Origin of the sequence: Pseudomonas sp. Pseusp11 (assembly GCF_047304405.1) — a bacterium.
In the GTDB taxonomy this organism is placed as follows: domain Bacteria; phylum Pseudomonadota; class Gammaproteobacteria; order Pseudomonadales; family Pseudomonadaceae; genus Aquipseudomonas.
The window spans coordinates 246144-262237 of record NZ_JBGLZF010000004.1 but is presented as its reverse complement, the minus strand read 5'-3'; the positions used below and the strand labels follow the sequence as shown (position 1 = coordinate 262237).

The window sequence follows — 16094 nt, the reverse complement described above, 5'->3', positions numbered from 1 at the left end:
GCCGATGGTAGTGTGGGGTTTCCCCATGTGAGAGTAGGTCATCGTCAAGATTAAATTCCGAAACCCCTATCTGCGTATGCAGGTAGGGGTTTTGTTTTGCCCGCGGAAAAACTGACGTTTAGGGTTTCTATGCAACTGCTCGGTGCATGGCTATCATGCGGGCCTCATTGTGAGGCGAGACTTGCATGCTGACGTTGTTAAAGCTTCTTAAGGATGGCCGATTCCATTCGGGCCAGGCCCTGGGCGTAGCCTTGGGCGTCAGTCGTAGCGCTGTATGGAAGCAGCTTCAGCATTTGGAGGCTGAGCTCGGCTTATCCATTCATAAAGTGCGCGGTCGCGGCTATCAGCTGGCTGCGCCATTGACGCTGCTTGATCCTGTCGAGATATGCGCGCGTGAGCCTTCCTGTGAGTGGCCCATCCTGGTCCTCGACTCAATTGACTCAACCAATGCTGAAGCCTTGCGCGCTATCGAACGTGGCCAGATCGCGCCATTTCTGGTGCTTGCCGAGCGGCAAACGGCTGGTCGCGGACGGCGTGGACGCAAGTGGGTGAGTCCGTTCGCAGAAAACATCTATTACAGCCTGGTGTTGCGCATTGAGGGTGGGATGCGGCAGCTGGAAGGCTTGAGTCTAGTTGTTGGGCTCGCCGTACTGCAGGCCTTGCGAGAGCTTGGTATTTCAGGCGCGGGGTTGAAGTGGCCCAATGATGTTCTGGTTGGTCAGAAAAAAATTGCTGGAATATTGCTCGAGTTAGTGGGCGATCCTGCAGATGTGTGTCACGTAGTGATCGGTGTCGGGATCAATGTGAACATGCAGATGACTGATGAGGTTGACCAGCAGTGGACGTCCATGCGGCTCGAGTCGGGCAAGGCGGTTGATCGCAATCACCTGGTTGCGAAGTTGGGCGTGATGCTCCGGGCCTACTTGAGTCGCCACCAGGTCGACGGATTTCAGGCTATCCGGGCGGAGTGGGAGCAAAATCATCTATGGCAGGGGCGCGCCGTGTCGTTGATTGCTGGAGCTAGTCAGATAGATGGAGAGGTGTTGGGTATCGATGGTCAGGGTGCCTTGCGCTTGAAGGTGGATGGCGTGGAAAAAGTCTTTAGTGGTGGTGAGCTCAGCCTGAGGTTGCGTGATGATTCTTGAGCTCGATTGTGGAAACAGTTTCATCAAGTGGCGTGTGCTCGGCGTGGATGTCGGGCGGGTGGTTGGTGAGGGTGTCGTTGATTCGGATCTCGCGCTGCTTGAGAGTTTGAAGGGGCTCAAGGGGCTCGCTCTCAAGCATTGTCGGTTAGTGAGCGTCAGAACCGCTGAAGAAACCGGAGCCTTGATCTCTTTGTTGTCAGGGACTTTCGGTGTTTCCGTAGTCTGCGCTACGCCGGCTCGCGAAATGTCCGGGGTTCGTAATGGCTATGAAGAGTTCGAGCGGCTAGGGCTTGATCGCTGGCTTGCAATGCTCGGAGGATTTCACCTGGCTTCAGGTGCTTGTCTGGTGCTCGACTTCGGTACCGCAGTCACTGCTGATTTTGTCGCTAGGGATGGCGTGCATCTTGGAGGCTTCATCTGTCCGGGAATGCCCTTAATGCGTAACCAGTTGCGTACTCATACCCGTAGAATCCGCTATGGCGACCTTGCTGCCGAGCGCGCTTTGGAGAGTCTTGTTCCTGGGCGTACTACCGTCGAGGCGGTTGAGCGAGGTTGCTTGCTGATGTTGAGAGGCTTTGTTCAGGCTCAGCTAGAGCTGGCGCGCAGCTATTGGGGCGAGGATTTCGCTGTATTCCTCACTGGGGGGGATGCTGATCTGGTCTCCGAGATTGTGCCTGAGGCCAAGGTGGTTCCGGATCTGGTGTTTGTGGGATTGGCTATGGCGTGTCCCTTGTCTTGAGGTTTTTATGCGTTGGTTGTTCCTGCTACTGCTTGTTCTCAATGTGTTCTATTACGTCTGGCACCAACAGGAGGCCCCGCTTCGCGCGAAGGATGTGACCCCCTTGAGTTTGTATCGGGGCTCTCAGCAGGACATTCGTTTGTTGAGTGAGGCGACTGATACGACCCGAGACAAAGGAAAGTCCACGCAGGCGGAAAGCAGCTGTCTCTATCTGGGCGGTTCTGCTCGGCAGGAAGTCGCTCAGGCAATCGAGCATCGATTGAGTGGCATGGACATCAAGTTTCAGTCCTTGCCGAAGGATCTCCCTGAATATGCGGGTTACTGGGTGCGTGTGGCGCCGGAAAGCCGGCGTTTGCTGGATGACTTGCAGCTGCAAAGCCTTTCTAAAGAATTCAATGAGTTAAAACATAAAATAATGCCGTGTGAGGGGGTTGCACCTGTCGAATAGTTTGCATAGAATGGCGCCCGCTTCGCAGTGAAGACCTTTTAAAGGTCGACGGTGTGAAGCGAGGTCAACGCAGCTAACCTCAGGTTTTAATGAGAAAATGCTTGACAGAAGGCTGGCATAGTATAGAATGCCGGCTCGCTTAGGAGGGGTTCCCGAGCGGCCAAAGGGATCAGACTGTAAATCTGACGTCTACGACTTCGAAGGTTCGAATCCTTCCCCCTCCACCATTTTTAGCGAGAGCTGCAAGCTCCGCGGGTATAGTTTAGTGGTAGAACCTCAGCCTTCCAAGCTGATGATGCGGGTTCGATTCCCGCTACCCGCTCCAGGTTTGCAGGTCCTGCAAAGTGTTACGCTCTTGTAGCTCAGTTGGTAGAGCACACCCTTGGTAAGGGTGAGGTCAGCGGTTCAAATCCGCTCAAGAGCTCCATATAACAAGGCAGATATGAAAATATCTGCCTTTGTTTTAATGGCTTGTAGATGCGCGTTGTTACCTGAGAGGGTGTTGTGCGTCTTTGGTGCTGGTGTGCATGGCCAGGATCGACGAGTAAATTGTTGTAAAGTCTTTTTCGGGCCGGCATAATGGTCGGCCTGATTTTGTTTTAGGTCAGTAGCTCAATTGGCAGAGCGACGGTCTCCAAAACCGTAGGTTGGGGGTTCGATTCCCTCCTGACCTGCCAGATTCACCAGGTGTGTCTGGCTTTCTTTTCACAGGATCTTCATAGATGACTCCTAAAGCTGAAGCTCAAGGCTCTCGCTTCGATCTACTCAAGTGGCTGGTAGTAGTTGCTTTGGTGATTGTTGGCGTTGTTGGCAATCAGTATTACTCTGCTTCGCCGATCCTGTACCGCGTGCTCGCTTTGCTGGTCATTGCTGCTGTAGCTGCCTTTGTAGGCCTGCAGACGGTTAAGGGCAAGTCTTTCTTTGTACTGGTTAAGGAAGCGCGCACCGAGATTCGTAAAGTCGTTTGGCCAACTCGCCAAGAAACTACGCAGACCACGTTGATCGTTGTGGCTGTTGTTCTGGTTATGGCGTTGCTGTTGTGGGGGCTTGATTCCCTGCTCGGTTGGCTTGTTTCCTTGATCGTCGGCTAAGGGTGTCCCGTGGCTAAGCGTTGGTACGTTGTGCATGCTTACTCCGGTTACGAGAAGCATGTCATGCGTTCGTTGATCGAGCGCGTAAAGCTGGCTGGCATGGAAGATGGCTTCGGCGAAATTCTGGTTCCCACTGAAGAAGTGGTTGAAATGCGTAATGGCCAGAAGCGCAAAAGCGAACGCAAATTCTTCCCTGGTTATGTGCTGGTTCAGATGGACATGAACGAGGGTACTTGGCACTTGGTCAAGGATACTCCTCGGGTGATGGGTTTCATCGGTGGTACTGCCGACAAGCCTGCACCAATCACAGATAAAGAAGCAGAAGCGATTCTGCGTCGCGTTGCTGATGGTAGCGACAAGCCGAAGCCGAAGACGTTGTTCGAGCCGGGTGAGTCGGTACGTGTCAACGACGGGCCGTTTGCCGATTTTACCGGCACGGTTGAAGAGGTTAACTACGAAAAGAGCCGGATCCAAGTGGCGGTGCTCATTTTCGGTCGCTCTACTCCGGTAGAGTTGGAGTTCAGCCAGGTCGAAAAGGTCTAGCTGAGCAAGCATCCCAACCCCGCAGCCCTAGGCTGTGGGGTTTTGTCGTCACTGGGATAAACGCGCAAGTAACCGGGGAGCCTTTCGAGGCGTTTGAACCCGTAATTGGAGTGCCTCATGGCCAAGAAGATTACCGCTTACATCAAGCTGCAAGTGAAGGCCGCTCAGGCTAACCCAAGCCCACCTGTTGGTCCTGCTCTGGGTCAGCACGGCGTGAACATCATGGAATTCTGCAAGGCTTTCAACGCCCGTACTCAGGGTCTTGAGCCAGGTCTGCCGACTCCAGTGATCATCACTGTCTACAGCGACCGTAGCTTCACGTTCGAAACCAAATCCACTCCTGCTTCGGTTCTGCTGAAGAAGGCTGCTGGTCTGACTAGCGGTTCCGCTCGTCCGAACACCGTTAAGGTTGGCACTGTGACTCGTGCTCAGCTGGAAGAAATCGCGAAAACCAAAAACGCGGATCTGACTGCAGCTGATATGGAAGCAGCCGTGCGTACTATCGCCGGTTCTGCTCGTAGCATGGGCCTTAACGTGGAGGGTGTGTAATGGCTAAGCTGACCAAGCGTCAAAAGGCTATCGCCGGCAAAATCGAAGCAGGCAAGGCCTACAACTTTGTAGACGCTGCTGCTCTGCTGTCCGAGCTGTCGACTGTCAAGTTCAGCGAGTCGTTCGACGTAGCTGTGAACCTGGGTGTTGACCCGCGTAAATCCGACCAGGTCGTTCGTAGCGCTACCGTGCTGCCGCACGGTACCGGCAAGACCGTTCGCGTTGCTGTGTTCACTCAGGGTCCAGCTGCCGAGGCCGCTCTGGCTGCCGGCGCTGACCGTGTAGGTATGGACGACCTGGCTGCCGAAATGAAAGGCGGCGACCTGAACTATGACGTAGTGATCGCATCCCCGGATGCAATGCGCGTTGTAGGTCAGTTGGGTCAGATCCTCGGTCCACGTGGTCTGATGCCTAACCCTAAAGTCGGCACAGTAACTCCAGACGTAGCTACCGCGGTTAAAAACGCCAAGGCTGGTCAGGTTCGTTATCGCACCGACAAAAACGGCATCATCCACACTTCCGTTGGCAAAGTCGGCTTCGATGCCGTCAAGCTGAAGGAAAACGTTGAAGCCCTGATCGCTGATCTGAAGCGTATCAAGCCAGCTTCCTCGAAAGGTATTTACGTCAAGCGCGTTACCCTGAGCACTACTATGGGCCCAGGTCTGGTCATCGACCAGGGTTCGCTCGACGCGTAAGACGCAGGTTGGCGCAAGTAATTGCGCCAATTGAAAGATTGGGGTCCCTGCCTGGCGGGGGCTATCCAAGACCGTAGGCGACGCAAGTCTTAAACCTCAAGCCTACGCAGATGGTGCTCCCGGTTCCTTACCGAATCAGACACCAAAACGACATCCGGTTTCGACTGGATGAAACGGTAACAAGCAGGAGTTAAACCCGTGGCAATTAAACTCGAAGACAAGAAGGCCATCGTCGCTGAAGTCAACGAGGCTGCCAAAGTCGCTCTGTCCGCTGTCGTGGCTGATGCCCGTGGCGTAACAGTAGGCGCGATGACCGGACTCCGTAAAGAGGCTCGTGAAGCTGGCGTTTACGTACGTGTCGTACGTAACACCCTGCTCAAGCGCGCTGTTGCTGACACTGAATTCAGTGTTCTCAACGACGTGTTCACCGGCCCTACCCTGATTGCATTCTCCAAAGAACATCCAGGCGCTGCTGCCCGGATCTTCAAAGAGTTCGCCAAGGGTCAGGACAAGTTCGAGATCAAGGCAGCTGCGTTTGATGGCAAGTTCCTTGCCGCTAACCAGATCGACGTGTTGGCTACCCTGCCGACCCGCGACGAAGCTATTGCGAAACTGATGAGCGTGATCCAAGGCGCTACCAGCAAGCTGGCTCGTACCCTGGCAGCCGTTCGCGACCAGAAAGAAGCTGCTGCTGCCTAAGGCACAGCGAGACCTTTCAAAATCATATGTTTAATTTGATGGCTGCGTAAGCTGTCACCCCAATACAGGATTCAAGTCATGTCTCTGACTAACGAACAAATCATCGAAGCAATCGGCCAGAAAACCGTTCTGGAAGTTGTTGAGCTGATCAAAGCAATGGAAGAAACCTTCGGCGTTACCGCTGCTGTTGCTGCTGCTGGTCCAGCTGCTGCTGCCGCTGTTGTTGAAGAGCAAACTGAATTCAACGTCATGCTGACCGAAGCTGGCGAGAAGAAAGTTAACGTGATCAAGGCTGTACGTGAACTGACCGGTCTGGGCCTGAAAGAAGCCAAGGCTGTAGTTGACGGCGCTCCTGCCATGGTTCTGGAAGCTGTTGCCAAAGACGCAGCTGACAAAGCCAAAGCAGCTCTGGAAGAAGCAGGCGCTAAAGTCGAGCTGAAATAAGCATCGACTTTGCTCCTCCAGCCCGAGCGTTAAGCGAAAGGCTGATGGCTGGTGGCTCTTGCCACCGGCCTTTTTCCGTTATTGGCAGCCGACTGGGTCGGTGCTGGTAACGAGCTGTATCCACCCGATGTGGTGGCGCAAACCATGGGGTTTGCACGATTTTCTGGCTGCTCCCGTCGGGAGGGGCCAAACAAGCAGGTGACCAAGCTGGGGAACGCTGATGGCTTACTCATATACTGAGAAAAAACGTATCCGCAAGGACTTTAGCAAGTTGCCGGACGTCATGGATGTGCCGTACCTCCTGGCCATCCAGCTGGATTCGTATCGTGAATTCTTGCAAGCGGGAGCGACTAAAGATCAGTTCCGCGACGTGGGCCTGCATGCGGCCTTCAAATCCGTTTTCCCGATCATCAGCTACTCCGGCAATGCTGCGCTGGAGTACGTCGGTTATCGCCTGGGCGAACCGGCATTTGATGTCAAAGAATGCGTATTGCGCGGTGTAACTTACGCCGTACCTTTGCGGGTAAAAGTGCGCCTGATCATTTTCGACAAAGAATCGTCGAACAAAGCGATCAAGGACATCAAAGAGCAAGAAGTCTACATGGGTGAAATCCCCCTGATGACTGAGAACGGTACCTTCGTAATCAACGGTACCGAGCGTGTAATCGTTTCCCAGCTGCACCGTTCCCCGGGCGTGTTCTTCGACCACGACCGTGGCAAGACGCACAGCTCCGGCAAGCTGCTGTACTCCGCGCGCATCATTCCTTACCGCGGTTCGTGGCTGGACTTCGAGTTCGACCCGAAAGATTGCGTATTTGTGCGTATCGACCGTCGTCGCAAGCTGCCTGCATCGGTACTGCTGCGTGCGCTGGGCTATACCACTGAAGAAGTGCTGGACGCGTTCTACACCACCAACGTCTTCCACGTGCAGGGTGAAAACCTCAGCCTGGAACTGGTGCCTCAGCGCCTGCGTGGTGAAATTGCTGTCCTCGATATTCAGGATGACAAAGGCAAGGTTATTGTCGAGCAAGGTCGTCGTATCACCGCTCGCCACATCAACCAGCTGGAAAAAGCCGGGATCAAAGAGCTGCAAGTGCCTCTGGACTACGTCCTGGGTCGCACTACTGCCAAGGTCATCGTGCATCCGGCTACCGGCGAAATCCTGGCAGAGTGCAACACCGAGCTGAACACCGAAATCCTGGCAAAAATTGCCAAGGCGGGCGTTGTTCGCATCGAAACTCTGTACACCAACGATATCGACTGCGGTCCGTTCGTCTCCGACACCCTGAAGATCGACTCCACCAGCAACCAATTGGAAGCGCTGGTCGAGATCTATCGCATGATGCGTCCAGGCGAGCCGCCAACCAAGGACGCTGCCGAGACACTGTTCAACAACCTGTTCTTCAGTCCTGAGCGCTATGACCTGTCTGCGGTCGGCCGGATGAAGTTCAACCGTCGTATCGGTCGTACCGAGATCGAAGGTTCGGGCGTGTTGTGCAAAGAAGACATCGTCGCGGTTCTGAAGACTCTGGTCGACATCCGTAACGGTAAAGGCATCGTCGATGACATCGACCACCTGGGTAACCGTCGCGTTCGCTGCGTGGGCGAAATGGCCGAGAACCAGTTCCGCGTTGGCCTGGTACGTGTTGAGCGTGCGGTCAAAGAGCGTCTGTCGATGGCTGAAAGCGAAGGCCTGATGCCGCAAGACCTGATCAACGCCAAGCCAGTGGCTGCGGCAGTGAAAGAGTTCTTCGGTTCCAGCCAGCTGTCCCAGTTCATGGACCAGAACAACCCGCTGTCCGAGATCACCCACAAGCGTCGTGTCTCTGCACTCGGCCCAGGCGGTTTGACTCGCGAACGTGCAGGCTTCGAAGTCCGTGACGTACACCCGACTCACTACGGTCGTGTATGCCCGATTGAAACGCCGGAAGGTCCGAACATCGGTCTGATCAACTCCCTGGCCGCCTATGCGCGCACCAACCAGTACGGCTTCCTCGAGAGCCCGTACCGCGTGGTGAAAGACGCTCTGGTCACCGACGAGATCGTTTTCCTGTCCGCCATCGAAGAAGCTGATCACGTGATCGCTCAGGCTTCGGCCACGATGAACGACAAGAAAGTCCTGATCGACGAGCTGGTAGCTGTTCGTCACTTGAACGAGTTCACCGTCAAGGCGCCGGAAGACGTCACCTTGATGGACGTGTCGCCAAAGCAGGTAGTTTCGGTTGCTGCGTCGCTGATCCCGTTCCTCGAGCACGACGACGCCAACCGTGCGTTGATGGGTTCGAACATGCAGCGTCAAGCTGTACCAACCCTGCGTGCTGACAAGCCGCTGGTAGGTACCGGCATGGAACGTAACGTGGCTCGCGACTCCGGCGTTTGCGTCGTGGCTCGTCGTGGCGGCGTGATCGATTCCGTCGACGCCAGCCGTATCGTGGTTCGTGTTGCTGATGATGAAGTTGAAACCGGCGAAGCTGGTGTCGACATCTACAACCTGACCAAGTACACCCGCTCCAACCAGAACACCTGCATCAACCAGCGTCCGCTGGTGAGCAAAGGTGATCGGGTTCAGCGCAGCGACATCATGGCCGACGGTCCGTCCACCGATATGGGTGAACTGGCTCTGGGTCAGAACATGCGCATCGCGTTCATGGCATGGAACGGCTTCAACTTCGAAGACTCCATCTGCCTGTCCGAGCGTGTTGTTCAGGAAGACCGTTTCACCACGATCCACATCCAGGAACTGACCTGTGTGGCGCGTGACACCAAGCTTGGGCCAGAGGAAATCACTGCAGACATCCCGAACGTGGGTGAAGCTGCACTGAACAAGCTGGACGAAGCCGGTATCGTTTACGTAGGTGCTGAAGTAGGCGCAGGCGACATCCTGGTAGGTAAGGTCACTCCGAAAGGCGAGACCCAACTGACTCCGGAAGAAAAACTGCTGCGTGCGATCTTCGGTGAAAAAGCCAGCGACGTTAAAGACACCTCCCTGCGTGTGCCTACCGGCACCAAGGGTACTGTCATCGACGTACAGGTCTTCACCCGTGACGGCGTTGAGCGTGATGCTCGTGCACTGTCGATCGAGAAGACTCAACTCGACGAGATCCGCAAGGACCTGAACGAAGAGTTCCGTATCGTTGAAGGCGCTACTTTCGAACGTCTGCGTTCCGCTCTGGTCGGCCACAAAGCCGAAGGCGGCGCCGGTCTGAAGAAAGGTCAGGAAATCACCGACGAAGTTCTCGACGGTCTTGAGCACGGCCAGTGGTTCAAACTGCGCATGGCTGAAGATGCTCTGAACGAGCAGCTCGAGAAGGCTCAGGCCTACATCGTTGATCGCCGCCGTCTTCTGGACGACAAGTTCGAAGACAAGAAGCGCAAGCTGCAGCAGGGCGATGACCTGGCTCCAGGCGTGCTGAAAATCGTCAAGGTTTACCTGGCAATCCGTCGCCGCATCCAGCCGGGCGACAAGATGGCCGGTCGTCACGGTAACAAGGGTGTGGTCTCCGTGATCATGCCGGTTGAAGACATGCCGCACGATGCCAATGGCACCCCGGTCGACGTCGTCCTCAACCCGTTGGGCGTACCTTCGCGTATGAACGTTGGTCAGATCCTTGAAACCCACCTGGGCCTCGCGGCCAAAGGTCTGGGCGAGAAGATCAACCGGATGGTCGAAGAGCAACGTAAGGTTGCTGAACTTCGCACTTTCCTGGACGAGATCTACAACCAGATCGGCGGTCGTAACGAAGATCTGGATAGCTTCTCCGACCAGGAAATCCTGGATCTGGCGAAGAACCTGCGTGGCGGCGTTCCAATGGCCACTCCAGTGTTCGACGGCGCCAAGGAAAGCGAAATCAAGGCCATGCTGAAACTGGCAGACCTGCCAGAAAGCGGCCAGATGCAGCTGACCGACGGCCGTACCGGCAACAAGTTCGAGCGCCCGGTTACTGTTGGCTACATGTACATGCTGAAGCTGAACCACTTGGTAGACGACAAGATGCACGCTCGTTCTACCGGTTCGTACAGCCTGGTTACCCAGCAGCCGCTGGGTGGTAAGGCGCAGTTCGGTGGTCAGCGTTTCGGGGAGATGGAGGTCTGGGCACTGGAAGCATACGGTGCTGCTTACACTCTGCAAGAAATGCTCACAGTGAAGTCGGACGATGTGAACGGCCGGACCAAGATGTACAAAAACATCGTGGACGGCGATCACCGTATGGAGCCGGGCATGCCCGAGTCCTTCAACGTGTTGATCAAGGAAATTCGTTCCCTCGGCATCGATATCGATCTGGAAACCGAATAACACGTGACGCGAATCGAGAGCGGGGCAGGATTGCTCGCTCTCTGCTCCGCCAGGAGGAAAGGCCTTGAAAGACCTACTGAATTTGCTGAAAAACCAGGGTCAAGTCGAAGAGTTCGACGCCATCCGTATTGGATTGGCATCGCCTGAGATGATCCGTTCGTGGTCGTTCGGTGAAGTTAAAAAGCCGGAAACCATCAACTACCGTACGTTCAAACCTGAGCGTGACGGCCTGTTCTGCGCCAAGATCTTTGGCCCGGTAAAGGATTACGAGTGCCTGTGCGGTAAGTACAAGCGCTTGAAGCACCGTGGTGTGATCTGCGAGAAGTGCGGCGTTGAAGTCGCGCTGGCAAAAGTTCGTCGTGAGCGCATGGCGCACATCGAACTGGCCTCGCCAGTAGCCCACATCTGGTTCCTGAAATCGCTGCCGTCCCGTATCGGCTTGCTGATGGACATGACCCTGCGTGATATCGAGCGCGTTCTCTACTTCGAGAGCTATGTCGTTATCGATCCAGGCATGACCACCCTTGAAAAGGGTCAGCTGCTCAACGACGAGCAGTACTTCGAAGCGCTGGAAGAGTTCGGCGACGATTTCGATGCCCGCATGGGTGCCGAAGCTGTCCGTGAACTGCTGCACGCTATCGACCTGGAACACGAGATTGGCCGTCTGCGTGAAGAGATTCCGCAAACCAACTCCGAAACCAAAATCAAAAAGCTGTCCAAGCGTCTGAAGTTGATGGAAGCCTTCCAGGGTTCCGGCAACCTGCCAGAGTGGATGGTGCTGACCGTTCTGCCGGTTCTGCCGCCAGATCTGCGTCCACTGGTCCCATTGGATGGCGGTCGTTTCGCGACTTCCGACCTCAACGATCTGTATCGTCGAGTGATCAACCGTAACAACCGTTTGAAGCGCCTGCTTGATCTGTCCGCTCCGGACATCATCGTGCGCAACGAAAAGCGTATGTTGCAGGAAGCCGTCGACGCACTGCTCGACAACGGTCGTCGTGGCCGCGCTATCACCGGTTCCAACAAGCGTCCTCTGAAATCCCTGGCTGACATGATCAAGGGTAAGCAAGGTCGTTTCCGTCAGAACTTGCTCGGTAAGCGTGTTGACTACTCCGGTCGTTCGGTAATTACCGTAGGTCCGACCCTGCGTCTGCACCAGTGCGGTCTGCCGAAGAAGATGGCTCTCGAGCTGTTCAAGCCGTTCATTTTCGGCAAGCTGGAAATGCGTGGTCTTGCTACCACCATCAAAGCGGCCAAGAAGATGGTTGAGCGTGAGCTGCCAGAGGTTTGGGACGTTCTCGCTGAAGTGATTCGCGAACACCCGGTTCTCCTCAACCGTGCACCGACCCTTCACCGTCTGGGTATCCAGGCGTTTGAACCGGTACTGATCGAAGGTAAGGCTATCCAGCTGCACCCTCTGGTCTGTGCTGCGTACAACGCCGACTTCGACGGCGACCAAATGGCCGTGCACGTACCGCTGACGCTGGAAGCCCAGCTGGAAGCGCGTGCGTTGATGATGTCGACCAACAACATTCTGTCGCCAGCCAACGGTGAGCCAATCATCGTTCCTTCGCAGGACGTTGTATTGGGTCTGTACTACATGACTCGTGAAGCGATCAACGCCAAAGGCGAAGGTCGTGTGTTCGCGGATCTGCAGGAAGTTGACCGTGTGTTCCGTGCCGGCGAAGCCGCACTGCACGCCAAGGTCAAGGTGCGGATCAACGAAACCGTGAACGATCGTGATGGCGGCAGCGTGACCAACACTCGTATCGTCGACACTACCGTCGGCCGTGCGCTGTTGTTCCAGGTTGTGCCAAAAGGTCTGTCCTTCGACGTCGTCAACCTGCCGATGAAGAAGAAAGCGATCTCCAAACTGATCAACCAGTGCTACCGCGTGGTTGGTTTGAAAGAGACCGTGATCTTCGCTGACCAGTTGATGTACACCGGTTTTGCCTATTCGACCATCTCCGGCGTTTCCATCGGTGTTAACGACTTCGTTATCCCTGATGAAAAAGCCCGCATCATCGGTGCAGCCACCGACGAAGTGAAAGAGATCGAAAGTCAGTACGCCTCCGGCCTGGTAACCCAGGGCGAGAAGTACAACAAAGTGATCGACCTTTGGTCCAAGGCGAACGACGAAGTTTCCAAGGCGATGATGGCCAACCTCTCGAAAGAGAAAGTCATCGACCGTCATGGCGTCGAAGTCGACCAGGAATCCTTCAACTCGATGTACATGATGGCCGACTCGGGCGCACGGGGTTCTGCCGCGCAGATCCGCCAGCTCGCCGGTATGCGTGGCCTGATGGCCAAGCCGGACGGTTCCATCATCGAAACGCCGATTACTGCGAACTTCCGTGAAGGTTTGAGCGTACTTCAGTACTTCATCTCTACTCACGGTGCTCGTAAAGGTCTGGCGGATACCGCGTTGAAAACTGCGAACTCCGGTTACCTGACTCGTCGTCTGGTAGACGTGGCGCAGGATCTGGTTGTGACCGAGATCGATTGCGGCACCGAACATGGCCTGGTGATGACTCCGCACATTGAAGGCGGTGACGTTGTTGAGCCGTTGGGTGAGCGCGTATTGGGTCGTGTCATTGCCCGTGACGTATTCAAGCCAGGTACCGAGGAAGTTATCGTTCCTGCCGGCACTCTGGTAGACGAGAAGTGGGTCGAGTTCATCGAGCTGAACAGCATCGACGAAGTGATCGTGCGTTCGCCGATCAGCTGCGAAACCCGCTACGGCATTTGCGCCAAGTGCTACGGCCGTGACTTGGCTCGTGGTCACCAGGTGAACATCGGTGAAGCGGTCGGCGTTATCGCTGCCCAGTCCATCGGTGAGCCGGGTACCCAGCTGACCATGCGTACGTTCCACATCGGTGGTGCGGCAAGCCGGACCTCCGCAGCCGACAGCGTTCAGGTGAAGAATGGCGGTACCGTCCGTCTGCATAACCTGAAGCACGTTGAGCGAGTGGATGGTTGCCTGGTTGCTGTGTCCCGTTCCGGTGAGCTGGCAATCGCTGATGACTTCGGTCGTGAGCGTGAGCGCTACAAGCTGCCGTACGGTGCTGTGATTTCGGTTAAAGAAGGTGACAAGGTCGACGCTGGCGCAATCGTGGCCAAGTGGGATCCGCACACTCACCCAATCGTTACCGAAATGAAAGGTACCGTGACCTACGTGGGCATGGAAGAAGGCATCACGATCAAGCGTCAGACTGACGAATTGACCGGTATGACCAACATTGAAGTACTCGACGCCAAAGACCGTCCAGCTGCCGGTAAAGATATCCGTCCTGCTGTGAAGATGGTTGATGACAACGGCAAGGATCTCTTGCTGCCGGGTACCGACGTAATTGCTCAGTACTTCCTGCCTGCTAACGCCCTGGTCGGTGTAGCGGACGGTGCGAAAATCGCGATCGGTGATGTTATCGCTCGTATTCCGCAAGAGACTTCGAAGACCCGTGACATCACCGGTGGTCTGCCGCGTGTTGCCGACTTGTTCGAAGCCCGTCGTCCGAAAGAAGCCTCGATCCTGGCTGAAGTCAGCGGCACCATCGCGTTCGGTAAAGAGACCAAAGGCAAGCGCCGTCTGGTTATCACCCCGAACGACGGTAGCGATCCGTACGAAGAGCTGATTCCGAAGTGGCGTCACCTGAACGTCTTCGAAGGCGAACAGGTAAACCGCGGCGAAGTTATCTCCGACGGTCCGAGCGATCCACACGACATCCTGCGTCTGCTGGGTGTGAGTGCGCTGGCCAAGTACATCGTGAACGAGATCCAGGACGTTTACCGTCTGCAAGGCGTGAAGATCAACGACAAGCACATCGAGACCATCCTGCGTCAGATGCTGCGTAAAGTTGAGATCGCTGAATCCGGCGATTCCAGTTTCATCAAGGGCGACCAGATGGAATTGACTCACGTGCTGGTAGAGAACGAGCGTCTGAGCAATGAAGACAAATTTGTCTCCAAGTTCACTCGCGTTCTGCTGGGTATCACCAAGGCGTCGTTGTCCACCGAATCGTTCATCTCGGCGGCTTCCTTCCAGGAAACCACTCGCGTACTGACCGAGGCGGCGGTAACCGGCAAGCGCGATTACCTGCGCGGCCTGAAAGAAAACGTGGTCGTGGGTCGTCTGATCCCGGCCGGTACCGGTCTGGCTTATCACAGCGAGCGCAAGCGCCGCCGTGATGCTGACAAACCGTTGCGCGTGAGCGCCAGTGAAGTGGAAGCTGCACTGACCGAAGCGCTGAACTCGAGCGGTAACTGAGTTCTGCGGTAGTAAATGAGTGCAGGCCCTGATCGCTCCGTTCATCCAGTCGAGACAATTTGTCGAGGTTGGATGGGGGGAGAGGTCGGGGCCTTGCCTTGACTGGGGGCAAGATCCTCTTTAGACTCTTGTACCCCTAAATTTGGCGGGGATTCGTTCCTGCCATTTTGCTTTTCTTGCAAGACAATAGCGTCGCAAGACAACAGTGGAGCTAGTAGATGGCAACTATCAACCAGCTGGTACGTCAGCCGCGTAAGCGTATCGTCGAGAAATCCGACGTGCCTGCGCTGCAGAACTGCCCGCAACGTCGTGGCGTATGCACCCGTGTGTATACCACTACGCCGAAAAAACCTAACTCGGCACTGCGTAAAGTATGCCGTGTGCGTCTGACCAACGGTTTCGAGGTTTCCTCGTACATCGGCGGTGAAGGCCACAACCTGCAAGAGCACAGCGTGGTACTGATCCGCGGCGGTCGTGTAAAAGACTTGCCAGGTGTTCGTTACCACACCGTTCGCGGCTCTTTGGATACTTCCGGCGTTAAAGGTCGTAACCAAGGTCGTTCGAAGTACGGTACCAAGCGTCCGAAGTAATAGTCGCTTGCAGCAAAAAACCGATTTCTATTTTTCTGAGTCGATAAGAGTAAGGTCGGAGGCGTCCCGAAAGGGCACCGATTCCGAGCGAACCTGAAGACCGTTTGAGGGCTTATCCATGCCAAGAAGACGCGTAGCAGCCAAGCGCGAAGTGCTTGACGATCCAAAATACGGAAGCCAAATCCTGGCCAAGTTCATGAACCACGTGATGGAAAGCGGCAAAAAAGCCGTTGCCGAGCGTATCGTTTATGGCGCGCTGGAAAAGGTTAAAGAACGCAAGAACAGCGACCCCCTGGAAATCTTCGAGAAAGCTCTCGACGCCATCGCTCCGCTGGTCGAAGTAAAGTCGCGCCGTGTAGGCGGTGCTACTTACCAGGTTCCGGTCGAAGTTCGTCCGTCCCGTCGTAACGCGCTGGCAATGCGCTGGTTGGTAGACTTCGCCCGTAAGCGCGGCGAGAAGTCTATGGCTCTGCGTTTGGCTGGCGAACTGTTGGACGCTGCTGAAGGTAAAGGTGCTGCTGTTAAGAAGCGTGAAGACGTGCACCGTATGGCTGAAGCCAACAAGGCTTTCTCGCACTACCGCTTCTAATTTT

The 16094-nt window shown here is 55.5% G+C and carries 13 protein-coding genes and 4 tRNA genes; all 17 read left to right on the top strand.

Translation table 11 applies throughout. From position 1 onward, the window contains the following. Positions 1-185: 185 nt before the first annotated feature. The 17 genes from birA (at position 186) to rpsG (ending at position 16090) form a co-directional block, all read left to right on the top strand. Positions 186-1145, top strand: a complete 960-nt coding sequence (gene birA / locus ACCC96_RS05365; protein WP_413695154.1) for a bifunctional biotin--[acetyl-CoA-carboxylase] ligase/biotin operon repressor BirA — start codon at positions 186-188, stop codon at positions 1143-1145. Then, complete coding sequence (locus tag ACCC96_RS05360) at positions 1135-1884, top strand: pantothenate kinase (protein ID WP_413695153.1); 750 nt, start codon at positions 1135-1137, stop codon at positions 1882-1884. Before birA ends, ACCC96_RS05360 begins: the two co-directional genes overlap by 11 nt. Before the next feature lie 7 nt (positions 1885-1891). Further along, a complete protein-coding gene (locus ACCC96_RS05355) occupies positions 1892-2332 on the top strand; it encodes a hypothetical protein (protein ID WP_413695152.1) in 441 nt (146 codons plus the stop codon). A gap of 142 nt (positions 2333-2474) precedes the next feature. After that, a tRNA-Tyr gene (locus tag ACCC96_RS05350) sits at positions 2475-2559 on the top strand. Between the two features lie 24 nt (positions 2560-2583). Beyond that, positions 2584-2657, top strand: a tRNA-Gly gene (locus tag ACCC96_RS05345). Positions 2658-2683: 26 nt separating this feature from the next. After that, positions 2684-2759, top strand: a tRNA-Thr gene (locus ACCC96_RS05340). A 174-nt stretch (positions 2760-2933) separates the two neighbouring features. Continuing rightward, a tRNA-Trp gene (locus ACCC96_RS05335) sits at positions 2934-3009 on the top strand. A 45-nt stretch (positions 3010-3054) separates the two neighbouring features. Next, entirely contained in the window at positions 3055-3423 is a 369-nt protein-coding gene (gene secE, locus ACCC96_RS05330) for a preprotein translocase subunit SecE (RefSeq protein ID WP_007933728.1), read from the top strand. Positions 3424-3432: 9 nt separating this feature from the next. Beyond that, positions 3433-3966: a transcription termination/antitermination protein NusG gene (gene nusG, locus ACCC96_RS05325; RefSeq protein ID WP_007933727.1), complete on the top strand. Its 534-nt coding sequence runs from the start codon at positions 3433-3435 to the stop codon at positions 3964-3966. A 117-nt stretch (positions 3967-4083) separates the two neighbouring features. Continuing rightward, positions 4084-4515: a 50S ribosomal protein L11 gene (gene rplK / locus ACCC96_RS05320; RefSeq protein WP_007933726.1), complete on the top strand. Its 432-nt coding sequence runs from the start codon at positions 4084-4086 to the stop codon at positions 4513-4515. Next, positions 4515-5210: a 50S ribosomal protein L1 gene (gene rplA / locus ACCC96_RS05315; protein ID WP_007933725.1), complete on the top strand. Its 696-nt coding sequence runs from the start codon at positions 4515-4517 to the stop codon at positions 5208-5210. Before rplK ends, rplA begins: the two co-directional genes overlap by 1 nt. A 198-nt stretch (positions 5211-5408) precedes the next feature. Beyond that, positions 5409-5909 carry a 50S ribosomal protein L10 gene (gene rplJ / locus ACCC96_RS05310; RefSeq protein ID WP_018925653.1) on the top strand — a complete coding sequence of 167 codons (501 nt, stop codon included), beginning with the start codon at positions 5409-5411 and terminating at the stop codon, positions 5907-5909. A 78-nt stretch (positions 5910-5987) separates the two neighbouring features. Beyond that, on the top strand, positions 5988-6353 hold the full coding sequence (gene rplL, locus ACCC96_RS05305) for a 50S ribosomal protein L7/L12 (RefSeq protein ID WP_018925654.1): 366 nt from the start codon (positions 5988-5990) through the stop codon (positions 6351-6353). Between the two features lie 220 nt (positions 6354-6573). Further along, positions 6574-10647, top strand: coding sequence for a DNA-directed RNA polymerase subunit beta (gene rpoB / locus ACCC96_RS05300; protein ID WP_018925655.1), 4074 nt, complete (start codon positions 6574-6576; stop codon positions 10645-10647). A 64-nt stretch (positions 10648-10711) separates the two neighbouring features. Further along, complete coding sequence (gene rpoC / locus ACCC96_RS05295) at positions 10712-14911, top strand: DNA-directed RNA polymerase subunit beta' (protein ID WP_007933713.1); 4200 nt, start codon at positions 10712-10714, stop codon at positions 14909-14911. A gap of 218 nt (positions 14912-15129) precedes the next feature. Beyond that, a complete protein-coding gene (gene rpsL, locus ACCC96_RS05290; RefSeq protein WP_003186084.1) occupies positions 15130-15501 on the top strand; it encodes a 30S ribosomal protein S12 in 372 nt (123 codons plus the stop codon). 118 nt (positions 15502-15619) lie between these two features. Beyond that, positions 15620-16090, top strand: coding sequence for a 30S ribosomal protein S7 (gene rpsG / locus ACCC96_RS05285; protein ID WP_002555493.1), 471 nt, complete (start codon positions 15620-15622; stop codon positions 16088-16090). Positions 16091-16094 lie beyond the last annotated feature (4 nt).